The organism is Halobacteriovorax sp. RT-2-3 (assembly GCF_047085075.1).
Lineage (GTDB): Bacteria > Bdellovibrionota > Bacteriovoracia > Bacteriovoracales > Bacteriovoracaceae > Halobacteriovorax_A.
The window spans coordinates 665,026-686,170 of record NZ_JBKIYF010000003.1 but is presented as its reverse complement, the minus strand read 5'-3'; the positions used below and the strand labels follow the sequence as shown (position 1 = coordinate 686,170).

The 21,145-nt window shown below is 35.3% G+C and carries 19 protein-coding genes; 12 read left to right on the top strand and 7 right to left on the bottom strand.

Annotated features, from left to right (window positions below; translation table 11 throughout):
- Positions 1-7 precede the first annotated feature (7 nt).
- The 7 genes from ACMAYX_RS13885 to dnaA form a co-directional block, all read right to left on the bottom strand.
- On the bottom strand, positions 8-208 hold the full coding sequence (locus tag ACMAYX_RS13885) for a hypothetical protein (RefSeq protein ID WP_412470498.1): 201 nt from the start codon (positions 206-208) through the stop codon (positions 8-10).
- Positions 209-1,045, bottom strand: coding sequence for a tetratricopeptide repeat protein (locus ACMAYX_RS13880; RefSeq protein WP_412463500.1), 837 nt, complete (start codon positions 1,043-1,045; stop codon positions 209-211).
- Positions 993-3,506 carry a DNA gyrase subunit A gene (gene gyrA, locus ACMAYX_RS13875; protein WP_233189727.1) on the bottom strand — a complete coding sequence of 838 codons (2,514 nt, stop codon included), beginning with the start codon at positions 3,504-3,506 and terminating at the stop codon, positions 993-995. Before gyrA ends, ACMAYX_RS13880 begins: the two co-directional genes overlap by 53 nt.
- A gap of 9 nt (positions 3,507-3,515) precedes the next feature.
- Positions 3,516-5,978 carry a DNA topoisomerase (ATP-hydrolyzing) subunit B gene (gene gyrB / locus ACMAYX_RS13870; protein ID WP_412472064.1) on the bottom strand — a complete coding sequence of 821 codons (2,463 nt, stop codon included), beginning with the start codon at positions 5,976-5,978 and terminating at the stop codon, positions 3,516-3,518.
- A 64-nt stretch (positions 5,979-6,042) separates the two neighbouring features.
- Positions 6,043-7,125 (bottom strand): DNA replication/repair protein RecF, encoded by a 1,083-nt coding sequence (recF, locus tag ACMAYX_RS13865; RefSeq protein ID WP_103218600.1) that lies wholly within the window; start codon positions 7,123-7,125, stop codon positions 6,043-6,045.
- 12 nt (positions 7,126-7,137) lie between these two features.
- Entirely contained in the window at positions 7,138-8,250 is a 1,113-nt protein-coding gene (dnaN, locus tag ACMAYX_RS13860) for a DNA polymerase III subunit beta (protein ID WP_103218601.1), read from the bottom strand.
- Positions 8,251-9,029: 779 nt separating this feature from the next.
- Entirely contained in the window at positions 9,030-10,628 is a 1,599-nt protein-coding gene (dnaA, locus tag ACMAYX_RS13855) for a chromosomal replication initiator protein DnaA (RefSeq protein WP_412472063.1), read from the bottom strand.
- A gap of 273 nt (positions 10,629-10,901) precedes the next feature.
- On the opposite strand from dnaA, the gene rpmH reads away from it, so the two are divergent.
- The 12 genes from rpmH (at position 10,902) to atpH (ending at position 21,126) form a co-directional block, all read left to right on the top strand.
- Positions 10,902-11,054 carry a 50S ribosomal protein L34 gene (gene rpmH / locus ACMAYX_RS13850; protein WP_103218603.1) on the top strand — a complete coding sequence of 51 codons (153 nt, stop codon included), beginning with the start codon at positions 10,902-10,904 and terminating at the stop codon, positions 11,052-11,054.
- Complete coding sequence (rnpA, locus tag ACMAYX_RS13845) at positions 11,054-11,413, top strand: ribonuclease P protein component (protein WP_103218604.1); 360 nt, start codon at positions 11,054-11,056, stop codon at positions 11,411-11,413. Before rpmH ends, rnpA begins: the two co-directional genes overlap by 1 nt.
- An 81-nt stretch (positions 11,414-11,494) precedes the next feature.
- A complete protein-coding gene (gene yidC, locus ACMAYX_RS13840; protein WP_103218605.1) occupies positions 11,495-12,955 on the top strand; it encodes a membrane protein insertase YidC in 1,461 nt (486 codons plus the stop codon).
- Positions 12,956-12,961: 6 nt separating this feature from the next.
- Positions 12,962-14,485 carry a tRNA modification GTPase gene (locus ACMAYX_RS13835; protein ID WP_412472062.1) on the top strand — a complete coding sequence of 508 codons (1,524 nt, stop codon included), beginning with the start codon at positions 12,962-12,964 and terminating at the stop codon, positions 14,483-14,485.
- Positions 14,486-14,619: 134 nt separating this feature from the next.
- On the top strand, positions 14,620-16,461 hold the full coding sequence (gene mnmG / locus ACMAYX_RS13830; protein WP_412472061.1) for a tRNA uridine-5-carboxymethylaminomethyl(34) synthesis enzyme MnmG: 1,842 nt from the start codon (positions 14,620-14,622) through the stop codon (positions 16,459-16,461).
- On the top strand, positions 16,458-17,123 hold the full coding sequence (locus ACMAYX_RS13825; protein WP_412472060.1) for a 16S rRNA (guanine(527)-N(7))-methyltransferase RsmG: 666 nt from the start codon (positions 16,458-16,460) through the stop codon (positions 17,121-17,123). Before mnmG ends, ACMAYX_RS13825 begins: the two co-directional genes overlap by 4 nt.
- Positions 17,124-17,159: 36 nt before the next feature.
- Positions 17,160-18,011, top strand: coding sequence for a ParA family protein (locus ACMAYX_RS13820; protein WP_103218609.1), 852 nt, complete (start codon positions 17,160-17,162; stop codon positions 18,009-18,011).
- A 16-nt stretch (positions 18,012-18,027) separates the two neighbouring features.
- Positions 18,028-18,993: a ParB/RepB/Spo0J family partition protein gene (locus ACMAYX_RS13815; protein ID WP_103218610.1), complete on the top strand. Its 966-nt coding sequence runs from the start codon at positions 18,028-18,030 to the stop codon at positions 18,991-18,993.
- Between the two features lie 104 nt (positions 18,994-19,097).
- Positions 19,098-19,430, top strand: coding sequence for a bactofilin family protein (locus tag ACMAYX_RS13810; protein ID WP_103218611.1), 333 nt, complete (start codon positions 19,098-19,100; stop codon positions 19,428-19,430).
- 144 nt (positions 19,431-19,574) lie between these two features.
- Positions 19,575-20,018 carry a hypothetical protein gene (locus tag ACMAYX_RS13805; protein WP_103218612.1) on the top strand — a complete coding sequence of 148 codons (444 nt, stop codon included), beginning with the start codon at positions 19,575-19,577 and terminating at the stop codon, positions 20,016-20,018.
- A 24-nt stretch (positions 20,019-20,042) separates the two neighbouring features.
- Positions 20,043-20,570, top strand: a complete 528-nt coding sequence (locus tag ACMAYX_RS13800) for an ATP synthase F0 subunit B (RefSeq protein ID WP_103218613.1) — start codon at positions 20,043-20,045, stop codon at positions 20,568-20,570.
- Positions 20,571-20,586: 16 nt separating this feature from the next.
- Entirely contained in the window at positions 20,587-21,126 is a 540-nt protein-coding gene (gene atpH, locus ACMAYX_RS13795) for an ATP synthase F1 subunit delta (RefSeq protein ID WP_103218614.1), read from the top strand.
- Positions 21,127-21,145: the final 19 nt, after the last annotated feature.

The window sequence follows — 21,145 nt, the reverse complement described above, 5'->3', positions numbered from 1 at the left end:
GAATTATCTACTTCTTACGAAGAGCATAGACAACCATCGAAATTAAAATATTTCCAATTACCGCTAGAAAAATTCCTACGGCCCAACCTTGAGTGATGACACCTTTTTTAACGAGCTCCCAAAGTCCCCAGGCCACAACTAATGCCGTTGAAGGTAGTGACATGGCAAGTGCCATTGGCTTTATCCATTTTGGGTCATAAAGGGCCATCTAACGCTTCCTCGCAACACGACGCTCATATACAGAGTTTAGTCGATCTTGAATAACCTTGTTATTTGGATACTCACCTAAGATTGAATAGTAGAGATCGTAGGCTGTTTGAAGACGCTCCAATGTCTCATAGCAATTGGCCATAAGAAAGATGGCGCGAACTTTTAGGTCGCGGCGATCTTCACGCTTGATGTATTCACGAAAGTATTGAACAGCGCGGTTCCAATCTTGCGATTCAAAATACATGATTCCAGATTGAAAGAAGCTATCAACGAAGTACTTATGGTTTCCATTATTATGCATAGAAACTAAGTGCTCAGTCGCCTTATCATATTCCTTAAGTTTGATATAAGAACGAGCAAGACGAAATTCATATAGATCGTGATTTGAAAGTTTAGGTCTAAAGGCCGAAAGCTTGTTATAAACTTCAGCAGCCTTCGCATAATCATTAATATAAAGAAAAGCGATCTCGCCAATTCGTTCTTGTGTTTTTACAAGCCAAACAGGATCTGTCGTAAGTTTAGGAATTTTTTCGTAAAAGGCAATTCCACGATTATATTGTCCAAGAGAGACTGCGTAGAGTTCAGCAATCTGATAATTGATTTTGATTTTAATTTCATCATTTGGCGCCATCTCTAAAATCTTATGATACTGCTTCACTGCCTGAGCGTACTCTTGATTAGAGATATGATTTTGCGCAATTAGGATATCTTTGTGAATTCTTGGCGTGAAATCACAAGACGTAAGTAAAATGAGGGCCAGTAAAAAACTGGCCCTTATGAATTTATTCTTCAGAAGTTGATCCATCTTCATCATCTGCTTCAATAATTTTTGCAATTGAAACAACCTTCTCACCTTCTTTAGGCTTAATTAGACGTACACCTTGAGTCGCGCGTCCCATTAGAGAAACACCACTTACTTTCGTACGAACAACTTGCCCGCGGTCAGTAATGATCATTAGATCATCTTTGTCAGTAACAGGTTTAATTTGAACAATCTCACCATTCTTATCTGTAAGTCTCATTGCAAGAATACCTTTCCCACCACGAGTTTGCTTACGGTATTGTGAAGATTCAGTACGTTTACCGTACCCATGCTCAGTTACAGATAGGATTTCCATTTGGTCATCAATTAATTCCATACCGATAATTTTTTCTTCATCAGTATTGATGTTGATACCCTTAACACCTTGAGATACACGTCCCATTGGCCTTGCATCATTAGTATCGAAACGGATGATCTTACCAGCTGAAGAACATAGAAGGATATCTTTTGATCCATCATTAATTCTTACGTTAACAATATGGTCACCATCTTGCAGTTTAATTGCAATTAGTCCCGATTGCTTAACGTTTGAATATTCTTCAAGAGCTGTCTTCTTAACTAGACCTTTGTTAGTTGCAAAGATTAAGTACTTCTCATTAAGATCCATATCGTGTGGAACACAGATAATTTCTGTTACACGATCACCACTTGGGATTTGGATAAGGTTTGCAATATTACGTCCCTTAGAAGTTCTAGTTCCTTCAGGAATTTCGTAAACTTTCTTTGAGAATACTTGCCCACGGCTTGTAAAGAATAGAAGCTTATCGTGAGTATTTGCCGTAAAGATATTTGTGAAGAAGTCATCATCGTTTGCAGCACCCTTAACACCTTTACCACCACGCTTTTGCGCTTTGTAAGTGTCAAGTGGCATACGCTTTACGTAACCTTTGTGAGTGATTGTAACAATCATCTCTTCACTTGCTACAAGATCTTCAATTTGAATTTCGTCTGCTTTTGCAACGATTTCTGTTCTTCTCTCATCACCGTATTTTTCAATAACTTCAGTGAATTCTTCTTTAATGATTGCTTTGATTTTATCTTCAGAACCAAGGATTCCTTCTAAGCGATCAATCTCTTTCATAATTGCTTCGTAGTCAGCAATAATCTTATCTCTTTCTAGACCTGTTAGACGTTGTAGTCTCATGTCTAGAATTGCTTGAGCTTGAATCTCGCTTAATGAGAATGTACTCATTAATTTCTCACGAGCATCAGTTGGCCCGTCAGATTTCTTGATCATCTCAACTACTTCATCAATATTTTCAACAGCTACTTTCAAACCTTCTAAGATATGCGCGCGCTCACGTGCTTTCTTAAGTTCGTATACTGTACGACGAATAATAATTTCTCTTCTGTGATCAATGAAACACTCTAATTGTTCTTTGATGTTTAGAACTTTTGGTGATGAGTTAACAATTGATAAGAAAATAATACCAAATGATGATTGTAGTGCAGTTTGCTTATAAAGCTTATTCATGATTACAGTTGCGATCTCACCTTTTTTAAGGTCGATTACAACACGAATCCCTTCACGAGATGATTCATCACGAAGGTCTGAAATACCAACAAGTGATTTAGAGTTTACAAGTTCAGCAATCTTTTCAATTAGCTTAGCTTTGTTAACTTGATATGGAAGTTCAGTAATAACAATTCTTTCACGATCTTGTTTCTTACCGTGAATTTCCACATCCATCTTTGCACGCATCTGGATAACACCCTTACCTGTTTTATAAGCAGAGCGAATACCTTCAGTTCCGTGAATTGTTCCAGCAGTTGGAAAGTCTGGACCTGGGATAATCTTCATAATGTCTTCAATCGACATTTCACGATTATCTACAAGCTCAGTAAGCGCCGTCATAACTTCTGTTAAGTTATGTGGAGGAATATTTGTTGCCATACCTACAGCAATACCAGCTGAACCGTTAACTAATAAGTTAGGGATTTTTGTTGGAAGAACTGTTGGCTCTTTAAGTGAGTCGTCGTAGTTAGGTTGCCAATCAACTGTTTCTTTATCTAAGTCTTTTAGCATCTCTTCAGAAAGCTTTTGCATTCTGATCTCTGTATACCTCATGGCCGCAGCGTTATCACCGTCAATTGAACCGAAGTTACCTTGACCTTGAACCATTGGATATCTCATTGAGAAATCTTGGGCCATACGAACGATTGTATTATAAACCGCAGAGTCACCGTGTGGGTGATACTTACCAATAACGTCACCAACAACACGGGCAGACTTTAGGAATGGTTTATTATGGTAGTTACCTAGAGAGTGCATTGCATACAGACAACGACGGTGAACAGGTTTCATCCCATCACGTACATCTGGAAGTGCACGACCTACGATTACCGACATTGCGTAATCGAGGTAACAGTTTTTCATTTCATCGCGAATACCAATTTGTTGAATATTCCCGTGGTTATGGTTTCCACCATCACCATTATCATTTTCATTTGTGATATTTGTTTCATCAGTCATAAATTAGTCCTATACGTCCAGATTTCTTACATTAAGTGCGTTTTCTTCAACAAATTGTCTTCTTGGTTCTACTTGGTCACCCATTAGAACAGAGAATACTGAATCTGCTTCAATAGTATCTTCAATCTTTACTTGAAGAAGAGTTCTATTTTCTGGATTCATTGTTGTTTCCCAAAGTTGTTCAGGGTTCATTTCTCCAAGACCCTTATAACGTTGGATGTACGCGCCTTGTTTAGCATCATCGATAATATAAGAAGCAAAACCTCTTAGTGATTCGAATTCTTTTGCATCACCTTTTTCACCTTTAACAATGAACTTACCAATTTTAAATTTATTGATACCATCGTAAAGGTTCATAAGATCTGCGTATTCTGAAGACTCTAGGAAGTATGAGCTAAGTTTAAATTTCTTCGTACGTGCTGTTGTTTTAACATTGATACGAATAAGATTTGATGCATGCTCTTTGTCTTCTTCAATTGAGAATGAGTAATTTCTTAATGTTTCAGACTCTTGAGTTTTAAAGTGTTCATCTAGTTTTGCAACAATACCATCAAGTTTTGAGCGATCTTTAAGATCAGCTGCAGTGATACCAATTTCTTCAATTAAGTGTCTTAGTAAGAACGTATCGAAGTGAATATCGTAAGACTTAAGAGTTTTGTCGTATTGAGTGAATTTATTAATAAGACCTTTAGCTGTCTCTTCTTCAATCATTTCACCATTGAAGTTAATTGAAGTTCCTTCAATTGCGTTTGCAACAAGGAATGTCTCAAGTGCTTTTTCGTCTTTTAGATAAATCTCTTTCTTACCTTTCTTGTATTTATATAAAGGTGGTTGAGCGATATAAACATAACCTTGCTCAATCAGCTCAGGGAACTGACGATAAAGAAGAGTTAAAATAAGTGTTCTAATGTGAGAACCATCGACGTCGGCATCTGTCATGATAACTAGTTTGTGGTAACGAAGTTTTGAAATATCAAAGTTACCTTTACCAATACCTGTACCCATCGCTTGAACGATCATCTTAATTTCGGCGTTACCAAGCATTTTGTCATAACGAGCTTTTTCAACGTTAAGGATCTTCCCTTTAAGAGGAAGAACTGCTTGATACTTACGATCACGTCCCTGCTTTGCAGAACCACCGGCAGAGTCACCCTCAACGATGTAGATTTCAGAAAGAGCTGGATCTTTTTCCTGACAGTCTGCCATTTTACCTGGAAGACCACCCATATCTAGAACTGACTTTCTTCTAGTTAATTCACGAGCACGTCTTGCGGCTTCACGAGCTGCAGCTGCATCAACAGACTTTCTAATAATTGTTTTTGCAGTTTGTGGATTTTCTTCTAAATATCTCTTAAGTGCATCCCCTACTAGAGAGTTAACGATACCTTCTACTTCAGAGTTACCTAGCTTATCTTTTGTTTGACCTTCGAATTGAAGCTCAGGAAGCTTAACAGAAATAATCGCTGTTAAACCTTCTCTCATATCATCACCTGTTAAATTCGTTTTAATTCCTTTAAGCAGGTTATTATCTTTTGCATATGCATTTAGAACACGAGTTAGTGCAGTTTTAAAACCAGAAATGTGAGTCCCCCCACCTGGAGTTGTAATTGCGTTGGCATAACCAGAAAGAACTTCTGAGTATGAATCAGTCCATTGCATTGAGATTTCTACTTCGTAATCTTCTCTTGATTCTGCAATATAGATTGGATCTTTGTGTACTACTGTTTTAGCTCTGTTTAGATATTCTACGAACTGAATAAGACCACCCTCATAGTGGAAAGTTTCATTCTTATCTGTTCTCTCATCTTTAACAACGATCTTAAGACCTTTGTTAAGGAAGGCCATCTCTCTAAAACGATTTGTTAATGTATCGTAATTAAATTCGTGAACTTCAAAAATTTCATTATCTGGTTTGAAAGTAACAGAAGTACCTGTTTGAGTTTTGTCTTCTAATTCACCAACAACTTTAAGTGGCTCTTTAGTTACACCATGGTTAAATTCAACTTGGTGAATCTTTCCATGCTTTTTAATTTCAACTTTAACCCACTTAGATAGTGCGTTTACAACAGAAGCACCTACACCGTGTAGACCACCTGAAACTTTATAAGCTCCACCTTCTTCGTTAAACTTTCCACCTGCGTGAAGTTTTGTATATACAAGTTCCGCTGCCGATACACCTTCTTTCGGGTGAATATCAACTGGGATCCCTCGCCCATCATCGATAACTGTTACAGAGTTATCAACGTGAATAATAACTTTAATTTCGCTACAATAACCTGCAAGTGCTTCATCGACTGCGTTATCTACAATTTCATATACACAGTGATGTAGACCACGATTGGCAGTATCACCAATATACATCCCTGGTCTTTTTCTTACGGCCTCTAGTCCTTCAAGAACACTAATCTGGCTTGCACCATATTCCTGTCCGACCTTACCAATACTTCCTGCTTGATTTTCTTGATTTTCCAAAAGGAACCTCTCTTCCAATTTCTTGTGTCAGTGTGTTGTTTTAAAAATATAATTTTTTGGAAGACTAGTTAACGGAACCGTTCGAAATATAGATCTTATTTGCGCCATTAATTTTTTCTAATTCTTCCTTAAATTTTTCATTTGCCGTCGTGATTAAAACTTGGAACTCTCGTTGTTCCAAAAATTTAACCAGCCTACCCCATCTCGCCTTGTCTAATTCCCCTGAGACGTCGTCGATAAGTACAATTGGATAGGTGTTAAAGTTATACCTAAATAGCTCTATATAGGCAAATAAGAGGCTCAAATAAGACATTTTTTGTTGGCCTAAAGAACAAAATTCGTAAGCATTCATCCCATCAAAAAGAAGCACGTAGTCATCTTTGTGAACTTGATAAGTCGTATGACCTACAATTAGGTCCTTTTCTAGCCTTTGTTGCATATAATCAAAGATCATCTCTGGTGAAAATCCATGAAAACGAGAATCAACTTCAATTTTAAGTGAATGATCTTCTGAAAAGATGTCACGATATGTATTTTCACAAAACGGAATTAGTTCAGTTACGAATTGATTTCTCATGGCAACTAGCTCATAAGCATAATCTGCCATCTGGCGATCAATTACATTTAACTGCTCACGAAATTGTGATGGTTTCTTAGATAAAAGAATATTTCTAAACTTAAGCGCGGAATTGTACTGATTTAATACTTTCTTATAATCGCGACTAAGCATTGATAAATGATCATCAAACCACTTTCTTCTAAAACTTGGAATATTTGAAAATGAATAAGAATCAAATGGATTGATAAAAACTAACTTTGCATCGAGTTTCTTTTTCGTATTCTTCCCATTAAGTGCCCAGGTAGATCCTTGAGGATTCATCTTTCCACTGAAAGTTACGTTATCGCCATCATCGAGAAATAGAGATGAAAATAATATCTCAGGGTTATCCCCATCAATACTTAATAGCTGTGGAAAAGTTGTATTTTTACGAAAAGATTTTCTCGTCACTAGAACGTGTAGAGCTTCTAATATATTTGTTTTTCCATTTCCGTTTTCACCTAGGATACAATTAATATTTCCATTGAAAGAAATTATATCTGGTTCTAGATTTCGAAAATTTGTTACCTGAAGTTTTACAAGTTTCAAAGCGTCTCAGTACTAGATTCTAAGTGGCATGATAATTCCAAGATAATTTTGGATATCATTTGATCTAACGATTACCGCTGAAAATTCATTGTTAAATTCGAAAGTTACATTTTCAGTATTTAAAATTGCAATTGAATCTAATAAGAAACGAGCGTTAAAACCGATTTCAATTTCCTTACCTTCGTAATCAACTGGAATCGTCTCTTTAGCATCACCAAGTGAAGGATGGTTTGCAGAGATCGTCATATGGTTTTCAGTTAGCTTAAGCTTTACTGCATTTGATTTCTCATTAGACATAATTTTAATACGTCTAATAGCGTTTTGAATTACTTCTTTATCAGCTGTTAGTGAGTAAGTAGTCTTAGCTGGAATTACAGCTTGATACTTAGGATACTCTCTAGCAATTAAACGAATACCTAATTGGTATTGCTCATTAGCTGTTACATATAAATATGAGTCATCAACAGAAATAAACAGATTTGCACCTGGATATGTTTCAGCGATTTTTCTAAGTTCTGCTACACCCTTCTTAGGAATAATAATTCCATTAATTAGAGCTTCATTATTTTGTTCAGCAATATCATTTTCGATTAGAGATAAACGATGTCCATCAGTTGAAACAGCTCTTAGCTTCCCTTCTACTTCTTGGAAATAGATTCCGTTAAAGTGAAGTCTTGTTTCATCATTTGAGATTGCATATGAAGTTTTAGTAATTAGATTTAAAAGATCATCTGAATTTAGTGTGAAAGTATTTTCGCTTCCAAAGTGAAGCTTTGGAAATTCATCTGCTTCGTAAATTAAAAGTGAATAATGAATTTCTTCACAATTTATTTTTAGTAGATTTTCACCATCTTCTAACTCGATGTTGATATCTGTGTTAGGAAGTTCTTTTAATATATCAAATAGATTCTTAGCGTTTATACAAAATGAAGCTGTTCCTTCAGTTGATGCATTAATTGAATACTTTGCTGATACCTCAAGATCTGTTGCTGAAAGATATATTTTATCATTGCTAACAGTTAGTAACGTATATGTTAATATTGGTCTTGAATTCTTCTTATCAATTACAGTTAAAATTTTATTTAATGCATCTCTTAAGTTATCTGTATCAACCCTAAGCTTCATCTTTATTCCTATCAGAAAATTATTTGTATTGTTGTATAATGGAAAACACTAGTTAGCAAGGCTGTCTAGAGCATTTAAGTGTTCTTCTTATTATATATATTTATATATATATTATATATAATCCTGTGGATAAGTTCATAAGTGGCAACTCCCCTTTTAACAGCGTCTTTTCTCAATTTGGCCATTGTTAGCAATCGTTGACTACTTTTTTTTGTGCCTTGCATTTATTCGTATATTACTTAAAACGTAACAAATATGTGGTGTTATTAGTTTTTTGCTCACGGCCTATTGTGGATAATTTTTTGGCCAAGAAAATTTCTTTAAATTTTGTTAAATTGGCCAGTCATTTACTCACAATTTACAAACATGTTGATAACTTTTTTATCCACGGCCTTAATTTGTGTCGATAATATTATTAACGGCCGTGAATAAGTTTAGAAATAATGTATAAGTATCTATTATTACAGTATTTATTAATTCACAATTAATTTTCTTGGCCGTGGATTGGCCGTCGTTGGCCGTGAATAACTAACATTTCGTAGGACCAAAAGTGACTAGTCAAATACTGGTGTGAATTTGTCGGCCTAATGACTAGTCAGATTATTAACATTCCACAAATTTTTAGTGGATAGTCTAGGGGATTGGCCACTCAATAATCCACGGCCGACTGGCCAAATGGCCGGCCAATATTGAGGATGTGAAAATATATAAGAAAGGCCGTGAATAACACGGCCTATGTATTGGTTAGTCAGTTGACTAGTCAGTAATTTAGTAGGGGATTATAACGAATTTTCAATCGTCATAATTGTCTTAGAAAGCATTGGATCTTGAGACAATTGTTTTGAAATCTTTTGTTCAGCGTGAACAACAGAGCTGTGATCACGTCCACCAAAGAACTGTCCAATTTCTTCATGTGTTAAGCTTGCAAGTTTACGACATAAGTACATGGCAACAAAGCGTGCATTAGCGATATCTTTTACACGTGATTTAGACTTAAGATCAGCAACTGGAATTTTAAAGTATTGTGAAGTCTGCTTAGCAATTCCTTCAATTGTAATTTTCTTTTCGTCTTCGTAATCTCTGAGTCCTAGAACCTCTTTAACCATTTCTAATTCGATATCAACCTTCATGATATCAGAGTAGGCTGAAAGCTTAATTAGAGCACCCTCAAGCTCTCTAATCGAGTTTTTAACATTACATGCAATCAGGTTCACAATGTCTTCAGAAAGGAATAGGTCGAGATCATCAGCCTTAGCATTAATGATTGCAACACGAGTTTCAATATCTGGTTTTTGAATATCAACGACAAGACCCCATTGAAGGCGAGTCTTAATTCTTTCTTCAAGTCCATTGATCTCTTGTGGAGTTTTATCAGAAGTGAAGATTAGCTGTTTTCCTTTTTGATATAGCTCATTAAAGATATGGAAGAATTCTCTTTGCGTTCCTTCTTTACCTTTAAGTTCATGAACATCATCAATCATTAGAACATCAACTTTATCAGAATATTTTTGACGAAACTCTGGAAGCTGTTTATTGCGAATTGATTCAATCATTTCCTTCATGAAATCACGTGCTGTAATTAAGCAGATAACATAGTGAGGGTATTGATTGTGAATACCGTTGGCCATCGCATGTAAGAGGTGAGTCTTACCAAGTCCTGAATTAGAATGAATATAAAGCGACGGATATTTACCAGCTTTACCAGGACTTTTAGCAATCGCTACTGAAGCAGCGTAGGCCATATTATTTGATGGTCCAATAACATAATTTTTAAACGTTTTAGACTTATCAATGACGATGTTATTGTAGTCATCACTTACGTGATCAATATACTTAGACTCAACTTGTGAAAGTAGGTCTTCTTGTACAGGCTCTAGATCGAGCGAAAATGAGATTTCATTTGCTGACCTAGGTTTCGTATGACTTGGTTCTATAGGACCATTATTTAAGTGTTGAGATAGGCTAGGTTGAGATAAGTTATTGTTATTATTAGCAATAATCTCGATTTGATACGATTTACCTAACGTATTTACAATACTTTGGCTGATTTGGTTTAAATTTTTCTCGATAAATGACTTAATAAAGTTAGTCGTTGTCGAAAATATCGCTCTTTCACCGTCAATATTCTTAAGACGAAAAAAGTCTCCTTGGAAAAAAGAAGCATATTTTTGTGGATTTACTAATGATTTTAATGAGTTATGAATCTCATTATTCATCATATCCAGCTCATCAGCGCTAAAGAAATCGTCCGATAGGCTAGAGCTATTATAAGGTTGATTTAAATTTTGCTTAATATTGAAGGGATCTTCGATAATATTCTTATTGGCAAGATCTTCTATGTTATTGATTTTATTTGTTGTTGGGTTAGAATTCTTCAAAAATTCATTAAAAGGAAAATTTCCCTGCATGATCCATTCCCTTGAGTGGTTTACTCGTCAATTTTTCTTTAATTACGTGTTGTGGGGAGAATTTGTATCATGGCCCAAAATCCTAGGCCAATAAAAAAATGGGTTTTTTACGCATGGCCAAATAAATCAAATATTTTGGCCTGCACTATGTACAGGGCCATTGACCAGTGATGCGAAATGGTATAATACTAGCCCTTACAATATTAATTTTTAGTTAAACAGTTATAGTTAGGTAGGTTGAAGATGTCTAAAAGAACTTGGCAGCCAAAAAGAAAGAAAAGAATGAGAGTACACGGTTTCCTTAAAAGAATGGAAACAGCTGGTGGTCGCAACGTTATCAAAGCTCGTAGAGCTAAGGGACGTAAGCAACTTACAGTTTCTCACGGTAAGAAATAATGACATCAGTTGATAGCACTTTTGATAAAAGTTCAAGACTGCTATCAACTGAAGATTTTTCTTATTTAAGAAAAAATTCTCAAGTAATCACTGATCGTTGGCTTCGTATTTATTACAAGCCATCACGTCTTAACTCTGAAGTTTCAAGAGTAGGTTTTTCTGTAACTAAAAAAGTCGGTAAAGCTAATAAGCGTAATCTTTGTAAGAGAATTATTAGAGAATTCTTTCGTACAAGTTCGTACCGTAACAACGGTAAGGATTTTATGATTGTGGTTTCTAATCGACTTTTTAAAAGTTCACAAAATCCAAAAGAAGATCTTCGAAATTCCCTTGTGAACGCCTTTGCAAAAATTCAATAAAAGATTAACAACTCCTTTATAGCGTGTTAAAAATCTCCATACTTAAGGACTTAAGAAAATACACTTTAGGAGTATTAAAGAATGAATAATGATCAAAAACGCACTGTTTTAGCGTTTGTTCTTACTGGTGTTATTGTTTTCACATGGCAAGCACTTTTCAGTTCAAACCAACCTGTACAACAACCAGTAAAACAAGAACAAGTACAAACACAAAACGCATCTTCTAATTCATCTGAAACGAAGCCAATTGCAACACACTCGAATAAAGCAACAAACCTGACGTCTGTTACTCTTAAAGCAGGATCATTTTTCTATACAGTTAATAGTGATCTTTCTTTTAGTGAAGCAGCTGGTAATAAAACTTCAATGACTTTAAAAGAGCTTTCAGACAAGGATAACTTTTTTAATTTCAAGTTAATCGATACTAATAATAATCTACAAAACTTTAACTTTGTATTCGATGAACAAACAGTTGAAAACGAAGTAGTAGGTAATGATCTTAATAAGCAAATTTCGATTCGTTTAAAATTAGAAAATGATGGCCGTTTAACTTATGAATTAAATGGTGCTCAGGATTTTAGACTTTCATACAATATGGCAGCTACTGAAAAGCAATCTGATAACAGAACTTATCGTCAGTATGTTGTTCAAGGTATGGATACTGATCGTTATAACTTAGAATCAGATGAGAAAGGTGAGGGGAACTTAAAATGGGTTGCTCTTGATTTCAATCATCACGTTTTCTTCAACGTTTTTAATGATAAGCAAACAATCAATTATATGGCCACTGAAGGCGGAGAGATCTTCTTTCAAGCTGTTAATGGTAAGAAAAACTATAATGGTTATATTCTTTATGCTCTTAAAAATTATGATTACCTATTAGGATTTGATAATCAATTAGATCTATCAATCGACTTTGGTATCTTTGGAATTTTTGCAGTTCCAATTCTAAAAGCAATGCAAGTTCTCTACACATATGTAGGTAACTACGGTGTTGCAATTATTCTTTTAACAATTGTAATTCGTCTTGCAACTTATCCATTACAAGCTAAGTCTTTTAGATCAATGAAGAAGATGCAAGTTCTTCAACCAGAGATTGCAAAGCTAAAAGAAAAGTATGCTGACGATCCAATGAAGCAACAAAAAGAAACAATGGAATTATTTAAAAGATCAGGTGCTTCACCTTTAGGTGGATGTCTTCCAATGGTTCTTCAAATTCCAATCTTTATTGCTTTCTACCAAGCTATTTCAAACTCTGTTGAGCTAGTTGGTTCTCCATTTTACTTTTGGTTAACTGACCTTAGTGCAAAAGATCCATACTATATTCTTCCAGCAATTATGGGGATTACAATGCTAGTGCAAACTAAGCTAAATCCTTCGACATCTGCTGATCCTAATCAACAGAAGATTATGTATATTATGCCGATCGTTTTCATTTTTATTATGAAAGATCTTCCAGCAGGTTTAAATCTGTATTTTACAGTTTCAAACATCCTGGGAATTGCACAACAACTTTACGTTTATAAAACAGCAGAAGCTTAATAAACCATGATATACGAAACGGATGACCTTCCTATTGTCGCTTGCTCGACTGGCCTAAATGAGAATACGGCCATAGGGGTTATCCGTTTATCTGGTTTTTCCGACATTGGTTCTATAGGACCATTTTTCAAAAAAGATTTATCAAATCTCGAAATTCGCAAGGCCACTTTTACAAAGTTATACGACCAGGATGGAAACTTCCTAGATGAAGTCGTTATTACGTATTTTGAGGGCCCGCATAGTTACAATGGTGAAAATATATTAGAGATTGCGGCACACGGTAATACGCTTAATTTAAAGCGTATAATGAATGCATTCATTAACTCCGGTATGTTTCGTTTAGCAAAGAATGGTGAATTCACTTATCGAGCACTAAAGAATAAGAAGCTTTCCCTTGCACAGGTCGAAGGACTTGATGCACTTTTAAATGCTTCTTCTTCTCTAATGCTTGATGAAGGACTTAAACTATTAAATGGTAGCCTTTATCAAAAATACACTGATCTCTACGACAAGTTTTTAAAACTAAAAGCTGCTGTTGAAATCAATATTGATTTTGCAGAAGATGTAGGGGAGGAGCAGTCTCAGAAATTACTTGATGATGCTGTTGCAGATATCAGTGGCCATATAACTTCACTTTATAAAAGTGCAAGTGTTAATGCTAAGAGCTTAATGTCTCCAGATATTGTTCTTTGTGGTGAACCTAATGCAGGTAAGAGTTCTCTCTTTAATTTATTCTTAAATGAATCACGCTCAATAGTTTCAGACATAGCAGGAACAACTCGTGATTATATTTCAGAATATATTAGTCTAGGTAATGAAACCTTTAAACTCGTTGATACAGCAGGTCTACGTAATACGACAGATGTAATTGAAGAAGAAGGGATCAAAAGAAGTCGCAATTTAATAGAAGGTGCATTCTATAAAATTCTTCTGATCAATATTAATGAAGTTGAAAAATACCAATACCACGATATTAAAGAGACACTTTTTGATGCTTTAATCTTTACTCATTTTGATGAATTTAATGGTGAGATTAACTTAAAAGAATTACAAGAGAATCTTCCAAAAGCTATTAAATACTATAGTGCAGACACTTCAAAAGGTGAGGGAAGTCTTGTTGAAATAAGTGGTCCTATCGGACCAGATTCAGAAAGTGGTTCTATAGAACCACAAGAATCAAAACTTGGTCCTATGGGGGCAAGTCTAGAAAATGGTCCTATAGAACCACAAATAAAAACTGGTCCTATAGAACCAGTTCATATAACTGACTTAATTACTCAGGATATTTTATCTAAGTATATGAAATTACGTAAAAGTGACCCGATTTCTATTGAAAGACATCGTGTCGTAATCAATGATATTTATGGGAAATTTACTGATTTTGCTAATAATATCAAATACTTAGATGATATAGCTATCATTTCATCCGAAGTTTCTATCCTAGAAAAGAAAACTGCAGAACTAATCGGAATCATTAGCCCTGACGATACACTTACACATATCTTTACCAACTTCTGCATAGGTAAATAATATATAAACCATTGATTTTTCTGAAAAATTAGCTTAAATGTTCCACGTAGAACATTATTATTAGAATTGCGCACAATTGTTCCACATGGAACATTAATCGCAGAAAGTTCCACGTGGAACAAAATGAGAAACATATGTTTGATGTAACAATTATTGGTGGGGGACATGCAGGACTAGAGGCTGCTTGGGCCGCCGCTCAGTTTGACCTAAAGGTAGCAATCGTTACTATGCCTGGTGTAAGTATAGCATCAGCTCCATGTAATCCAGCAGTTGGTGGAGTGGGCAAGGGTCAGGTTGTAAGAGAGATAGATGCCTTAGGTGGCATCATGGGGAAGCTTGCTGACAGAAGCGCTATTCAATATCGAACTCTTAATGAATCTAAAGGTTATGCTGTACAGTCAACTCGTGTACAGATTGATAAAGAAGTATATGCTAGAAATGCAGAGGCGGAAGTAGCTGCCAACGATAATATTACTGTTATTCGTGAAATGGTGGAAAGAGTAAGTAAAGATCAGGAATCTTTTCTCATTAAGACAACTGAAGGCGAGTATCTCTCAAAGAAGATTGTAGTTACTACTGGTACTTTTTTAGCAGGTAAGATGCACACTGGAGAGGAACAATCTGACGGTGGTCGTGTAGATTGTCTTAAAGCTGATTCTCTCGAGAATATCTTTGTAGGTGTAACAGCACTTAAAACTAGATTTAAAACAGGAACTCCTGCTCGTTTAAAGAGAGATACCATCGATTTTTCTAAAATGGTGGAGCAGGAAAGTGATCCTACAGCAGTAAACTTCCATTTTAATCACGGATTAACTGAACGATTTGTGGATCAGGTTTCATGTCACCTTACTAAGACCAATGAAAAGACTCTTGGGATTATTCGTGACAATAAAGAGAGAAGCCCTATATTTAACGGACAGATTAAGGGTGTTGGGCCTAGATATTGTCCATCTATTGAAGATAAAGCTTATCGCTATGAAGATAAGGACGTGCACCACGTATTTGTTGAACCAGAATCACTGGAGCTAGATACATTTTATCCAAATGGTATCTCTACATCACTCCCACGTGAGATACAGCTAGACTTTATCCGTACTATTGAAGGATTAGAAAAGGCAGAGATTGCAGTATACGGTTACGCTGTCGAATACGATGTTGTCGATACAACATGCTTGGACAGAACATTGCAATCGAAGGAAATGCCTGGATTATATTTTGCTGGTCAGGTAAACGGTACTTCGGGTTATGAAGAAGCTGCAGGACAAGGTTTAATAGCTGGTATAAATGCAGCTCGATCTGCTATTGGCGCAGATAAGTTTATATTGGATCGCGATGATTCATATATTGGTGTAATGGTAGAAGATCTTGTCTCGAATAAGAGAGATGAGCCTTATCGATTATTTACTGCACGTAACGAAAACCGTCTTTATGTACGTGAGGATAATACTATTCTACGTATGAAGAAATATCGCCAAGAATTAGGTTTGTATGCAGATATCGATCGCTATCAAGACAGCTATGAGCAGGGCTTTAATATTATCTGGCATATCGCTAAGAATTATACATATAAAGCTAATCCAAAGAATAAGGAATACTTTGAGTCGAAGGGCTATGGACCACTAAGTTCAAATATTACCTTGGCCGAATTGTCTAAGAGAGCACACTTGAATCCAGTGGATGTCTTAGTGGCAGAGTTAGCTGAGAATAATCTTCAGTTTGATTTAAATGTTATTCGTACAGTAGCTATCTCACTAAAGTACGAAGGCTATATTGATCGTGCTCTAGTTGAAAATGCTAAAATCAACAGACTTAGTAAGAAGCCTGTGGATTGGCAAAAGCTAGTAGCTAGTGAGAATATCTCATTTGAGTGCAGACAACGTATTACAGAAATAAAGCCTGAAAGTTTTGGGCAGTTACAAAGAATAGTAGGAATTAGGCCAGCTACCTTAGCATATGTAGCAGGAAATATATTATGATGAAAGATACAGTATTTTGTGAACGCTACCTTGAGCAAATCAATGGGCCGTTTGCTGGAATTAACCTTACAAGAATTAATACAGCAGAAGAGTTCTTCGATAAGCAATATGTAGACAGTGTTAAACCTATTGAAGACATTCCTTCTTTAAAAAAGATCTATGATCAAACTAAGATACATGTAGATATTGGTTTCGGTGGAGGATTTCCTTTATTACCATTAGCAAGCTTGAATCCTGATAAGAAATATATTGGTTTTGAAGCAAGAGGTAAGAAGTCCAAAGTTGTTAATCAAATTGCAGCAGCAATTGGTCTTGATAATGTAAAGACATACCACCAAAGATTTGAGCATGTGTATTTTGATCGTGACTGTACGATAACATTCAAAGCTGTTTCAACAATACAAAACCTTCTTCCTCTTATTATTACAGATAAGACTGTAAATGTGATCTTTTACAAGGGTCCAAACTTCTACGAATTAGAAGACCTGGACTGGCTTGGTAACAAGTGGGAGATAGTAGAAGAAACATTGATCGATATTCCTAATACTGAGGGGCGTATGATGATTGCTCTTCGTAATAAGAATGTTCTACGTGGAACAGAAATCACTAGTTTTAGAAAAAATAAAAATAAACAACTTGTCACTTTGTCTTCATTTCTTTAAAAATATAGTAACAACTATATCTTTTGGGAGACATAAATGGCTAAAATTATTGCACTCATGAATCAGAAGGGTGGTGTTGGTAAAACAACAACTACAATTAACCTTGCTGCCTGCCTTGCAGTAGCCGAGAAAAAAACTCTGGTAATTGACTTAGACCCTCAGGGTAATGGTAGTGTGAGTTTAGGACTTGATTCAGCGCAGCATAATGGAAGCAATATCTATCATGCAATGATTGGTAAAACAGATATTCGTGAATGTATTTACGAAACAGAATTACCTAATCTACATATCTGTCCTTCTGATAACAATTTATCGGGAGCAGAGATTGAACTAGTAAGTGAATTTGCAAGAGAGTCGAAATTAAAGACTGCATTCATGCCTGTTATGGACGCTTACGATTATATTCTAATTGATTGTCCACCTTCTCTTGGTCTTTTAACTGTGAACGCATTAAATGCTGCTCATAGCTTTATCGTACCGATGCAAACTGAATACCTTGCAATGGAAGGTCTGGCCCAACTAGTAAACACTGTAAAATTAATTAAAGCGAATTTAAATCCTACATTAGAAATGGACGGAATCGTCCTTACTATGTTTGATGGAAGAGCGTCTCTTCACAAGCAAGTTGCAGAAGAGATTAGAAGGCACTTTGGCGAAAAAGTATTTCAATCGGTAATACCTAGAAATGTAAAACTCGCCGAGTGTCCATCTTTTGGTAAACCAATTATCCTTTACGATATTGAATCAAAAGGTTCTGAAGCTTACTTATCACTAGCTAAGGAACTTATTATTAAAGATCGTGCACAATCAGTAGAAATTCAAAATGAGCTACCACAAGTTCCATCGGTTAATGAAATCGATAATACTTTAGCTGGTAACATTCAATAGGTAAGGGGAAGAGAGAATGGCTAAGAAAATGGCATTAGGAAAAGGAATGGGATCTTTACTTGGAGGAACACAAAATTCTTCTCAAGTATCAAAAGCTCAAGCAGCTTTTTCTGATCTACAAAAAGTTGCAGCAGATAATCCGGCAGCAGCTAAACCAGCACTTAATACAACTCCTGCTGTACAAGTAGAAACGAATCCTTCAATGCTTGATATTACTGTAATTCATGCAAACCCAAACCAACCAAGAAAAATCTTTAAAGAAGAAGAGCTTCACGAGCTTTCAAACTCAATTAAAGAAAATGGTGTTATTCAACCACTAATCGTTGTTAAGGCCGATAATGGATATGAACTTGTTGCAGGTGAAAGAAGACTTCGTGCTTCTAAACTAGCAGGTCTTACTCAAGTTCCTGTCGTAATAAAGAGAGCAACTGATCGTGAAAAAATGGTTATGTCGATCATTGAAAACGTACAAAGATCAGATCTTAACTGTGTAGAAGAAGCTCTTGCTTACTTTGCACTAATGGAAGACTTCAACTTAACTCAAGAAGAAGTTGCAAAAAAAGTTGGTAAGGAAAGATCTACAATTGCTAACTTCCTTCGTATTCTTAAGCTTCCACGTGATGTAGTAGAATTAATCCAAAAGGATCAGCTTTCATTTGGTCATGCAAAAATTCTTGCTAGTATCAAAGAGAGAGAAGATTGTATTCGTATTGCAAATAAAGCAGCTCTTGATAATCTATCTGTTCGTGAAACTGAAAAATTAATTAAAGCAGCTAAGAGACCAACAAAAGTTGGCAAAGAAGATGATAACTTCGACTTTTTTAATGGAAAAATGTCTCAATATAGAGAAAAGTTAGAACAAAAAACTGGTTATCATTTCGGGATTAAAACAAATAAAAACGGTGGTGGAGAAGTTGTACTGAAATTCTCTAATGAAGCCGAATTTAATGATATTTTTGAATACTTACTTTTAAATAGATAATGTTTTTATTGGTCCTATGGGACCAGTCTTTATGGCCGGTCCTATAGAACCATTTTTCAAATCAAATATGGTCCTATAGAACCAGCCACGGAAAGGGTAGATTTATGACACAAGGAACAATGGCAGCGATTATCGAAGATGGTTGTAAGCTCGAAGGAAATATTACACTGAACGGTGTAGGGCGTATTGCGGGAATTGTGAACGGAACTATTTTTTCAAATGACACGGTAATTATTTCCGAGGCCGCTGTAATTAATGCAGACATTATTGCTGACGTAATTATGATTAGTGGAATCGTTAAGGGCGACATCAAAGCGACTTCTCGCGTCGAAATTATCAAGCCTGCTCGCTTCGAGGGGACTATCACTACACCTTCGCTTATTGTGGAAGACGGCGTTATTTTCCATGGTACAACGAAGATGCATGACGAGAAATAATTAAATAAATTTGATTATTTACAACTTAATTAAATGTTAACAAACATTCAGAAAAAAGCTGTTTAGCTTGACGATAGGCCAGATAAAGTTTAATTATTAGTGAACTTTTAACCAATCTTATTACACAATTTGGGGTAGTCACTAATGGATACTATCAATACAGTATTAAACTCTCTAGGTATCAACTCTACATTTTTCATTCAATTGGCCATCGTTACAGTTCTTTATTTTGTAACAAGAAACTTAATCTGGTCTAAACTTCAAGAAGTTCTTGAAAACCGTGAAGCAAAAACTACTAAAATGGAATCAGGTGCTGATGAAAAAACTCGTCTTGCAACTGAATTAGAGAAAGAATACAAGTCTAAAATTGAAGGCGCACAATCTGAAGCTTTTAATTTAATTCAAAATAGAAAAGAAGAAGTTACTAAGCGTGAAGCTGTTAAAGTTAAAGAACTTGCTAATAAGCTTGAAGCTGAAGCTAATTCTGAAAAGGCAAAATACTCTCAAGAGTTAGAAGAGAAGAAAGTTGCAATCATGAAAGATGCTGATGAACTTTCATCACTTCTAGTTGATAAAATTGTACAGTAGTCATTAAAATTATAAGGATAATAAATGAAATTATTATTAGCTCTAGTTTTTAGTAATATCGTATTTGCAGCTGGTGGTGAATACCACGGTGGTCACTTATCTGACCTACTTGTTCCTGCAATTAACTTCACAATTGTATTTGGTTTTATGGCATGGAAGATTATTCCATTCATGAAAAATTCATTTGTAGAAAAAGCAGATTCTATTAAGGATCTTGTTGAGTATGCAGCTGAAAAAGATGCAAAAGCAGAAAAAGTATTATCAGCTTCAAAAGCTAAGCTAGATAATATCGAAGGTGAGAAAGAACAAATCATCACTAATGCGAAAAAAGATGGTGAAAAGTTCGAAGAAACTTATGTTCAAGAAATCAAAGCATCAATGGAAAAAATGGAAGTAGATTCTGCACACAAGTTAGAATCTGAAAAGAAGATGATGCTTAAACAACTTAATGAATCGCTATTAGATGAAGTTATTTCTAAAACGAAAACTAAAATTCATTCGGATAGTTCATTATCAAATAAAGCAACAAGCAATTTAATTTCAAGACTATAGTTCTAGGGTTAGTAAGATGAAAGAAAAGAATGTAGCCAAAGCGTATGCAAAAGCGATTTTCAGCCTAGGTAAAGAGTCTAATATTAATACAGCACAAGAGCTTACTGCTCTTACAGAAGTAATCAATGCAAGTAATGATCTAGAAAACGTAATGTTTTTAGATGTATTTACTGTTGAGGAAAAAGCTTCTGTTATAAGTGACGTATTAACAAAGTTAGGGCTTTCTCAAGTTGTAAAATCATTTATTAATTTCCTACTTCAAGAAAAGAGAATTGGAATTCTTCCACTCATCTTTAAAGAAGTAATCGTTATGGATGATCATGAAAGAGGTTTCATGAGAGGAACAATTGAAGGTAATGCAGATTCAATTGATACAGAGTCACTTAATAAGATTAAATCTTTTATTAAGTCACAACTTGGATCAGAGCCTGAGTTAACTTATACAAAAAACGAAAAAATTACAGCAGGTGTTCGTGTGACAGTTGAAGACTATCAAATCGATGCATCTGTAGATAAACAACTTAATACTTTAAAAGAATCAATTATAAATGGCTAATGGCCAATTATTGTAGAGG

Coding starts and splice junctions, on each gene's coding strand:
- ACMAYX_RS13885 (WP_412470498.1), bottom strand. CDS start 208: ATGGCCCTTTATGACCCAAAATGGATAAAGCCAATGGCACTTGCCATG.
- gyrA (WP_233189727.1), bottom strand. CDS start 3,506: ATGACTGATGAAACAAATATCACAAATGAAAATGATAATGGTGATGGT.
- dnaN (WP_103218601.1), bottom strand. CDS start 8,250: ATGAAGCTTAGGGTTGATACAGATAACTTAAGAGATGCATTAAATAAA.
- rpmH (WP_103218603.1), top strand. CDS start 10,902: ATGTCTAAAAGAACTTGGCAGCCAAAAAGAAAGAAAAGAATGAGAGTA.
- rnpA (WP_103218604.1), top strand. CDS start 11,054: ATGACATCAGTTGATAGCACTTTTGATAAAAGTTCAAGACTGCTATCA.
- yidC (WP_103218605.1), top strand. CDS start 11,495: ATGAATAATGATCAAAAACGCACTGTTTTAGCGTTTGTTCTTACTGGT.
- ACMAYX_RS13835 (WP_412472062.1), top strand. CDS start 12,962: ATGATATACGAAACGGATGACCTTCCTATTGTCGCTTGCTCGACTGGC.
- mnmG (WP_412472061.1), top strand. CDS start 14,620: ATGTTTGATGTAACAATTATTGGTGGGGGACATGCAGGACTAGAGGCT.
- ACMAYX_RS13825 (WP_412472060.1), top strand. CDS start 16,458: ATGATGAAAGATACAGTATTTTGTGAACGCTACCTTGAGCAAATCAAT.
- ACMAYX_RS13820 (WP_103218609.1), top strand. CDS start 17,160: ATGGCTAAAATTATTGCACTCATGAATCAGAAGGGTGGTGTTGGTAAA.
- ACMAYX_RS13815 (WP_103218610.1), top strand. CDS start 18,028: ATGGCTAAGAAAATGGCATTAGGAAAAGGAATGGGATCTTTACTTGGA.
- ACMAYX_RS13810 (WP_103218611.1), top strand. CDS start 19,098: ATGACACAAGGAACAATGGCAGCGATTATCGAAGATGGTTGTAAGCTC.
- ACMAYX_RS13805 (WP_103218612.1), top strand. CDS start 19,575: ATGGATACTATCAATACAGTATTAAACTCTCTAGGTATCAACTCTACA.
- ACMAYX_RS13800 (WP_103218613.1), top strand. CDS start 20,043: ATGAAATTATTATTAGCTCTAGTTTTTAGTAATATCGTATTTGCAGCT.
- atpH (WP_103218614.1), top strand. CDS start 20,587: ATGAAAGAAAAGAATGTAGCCAAAGCGTATGCAAAAGCGATTTTCAGC.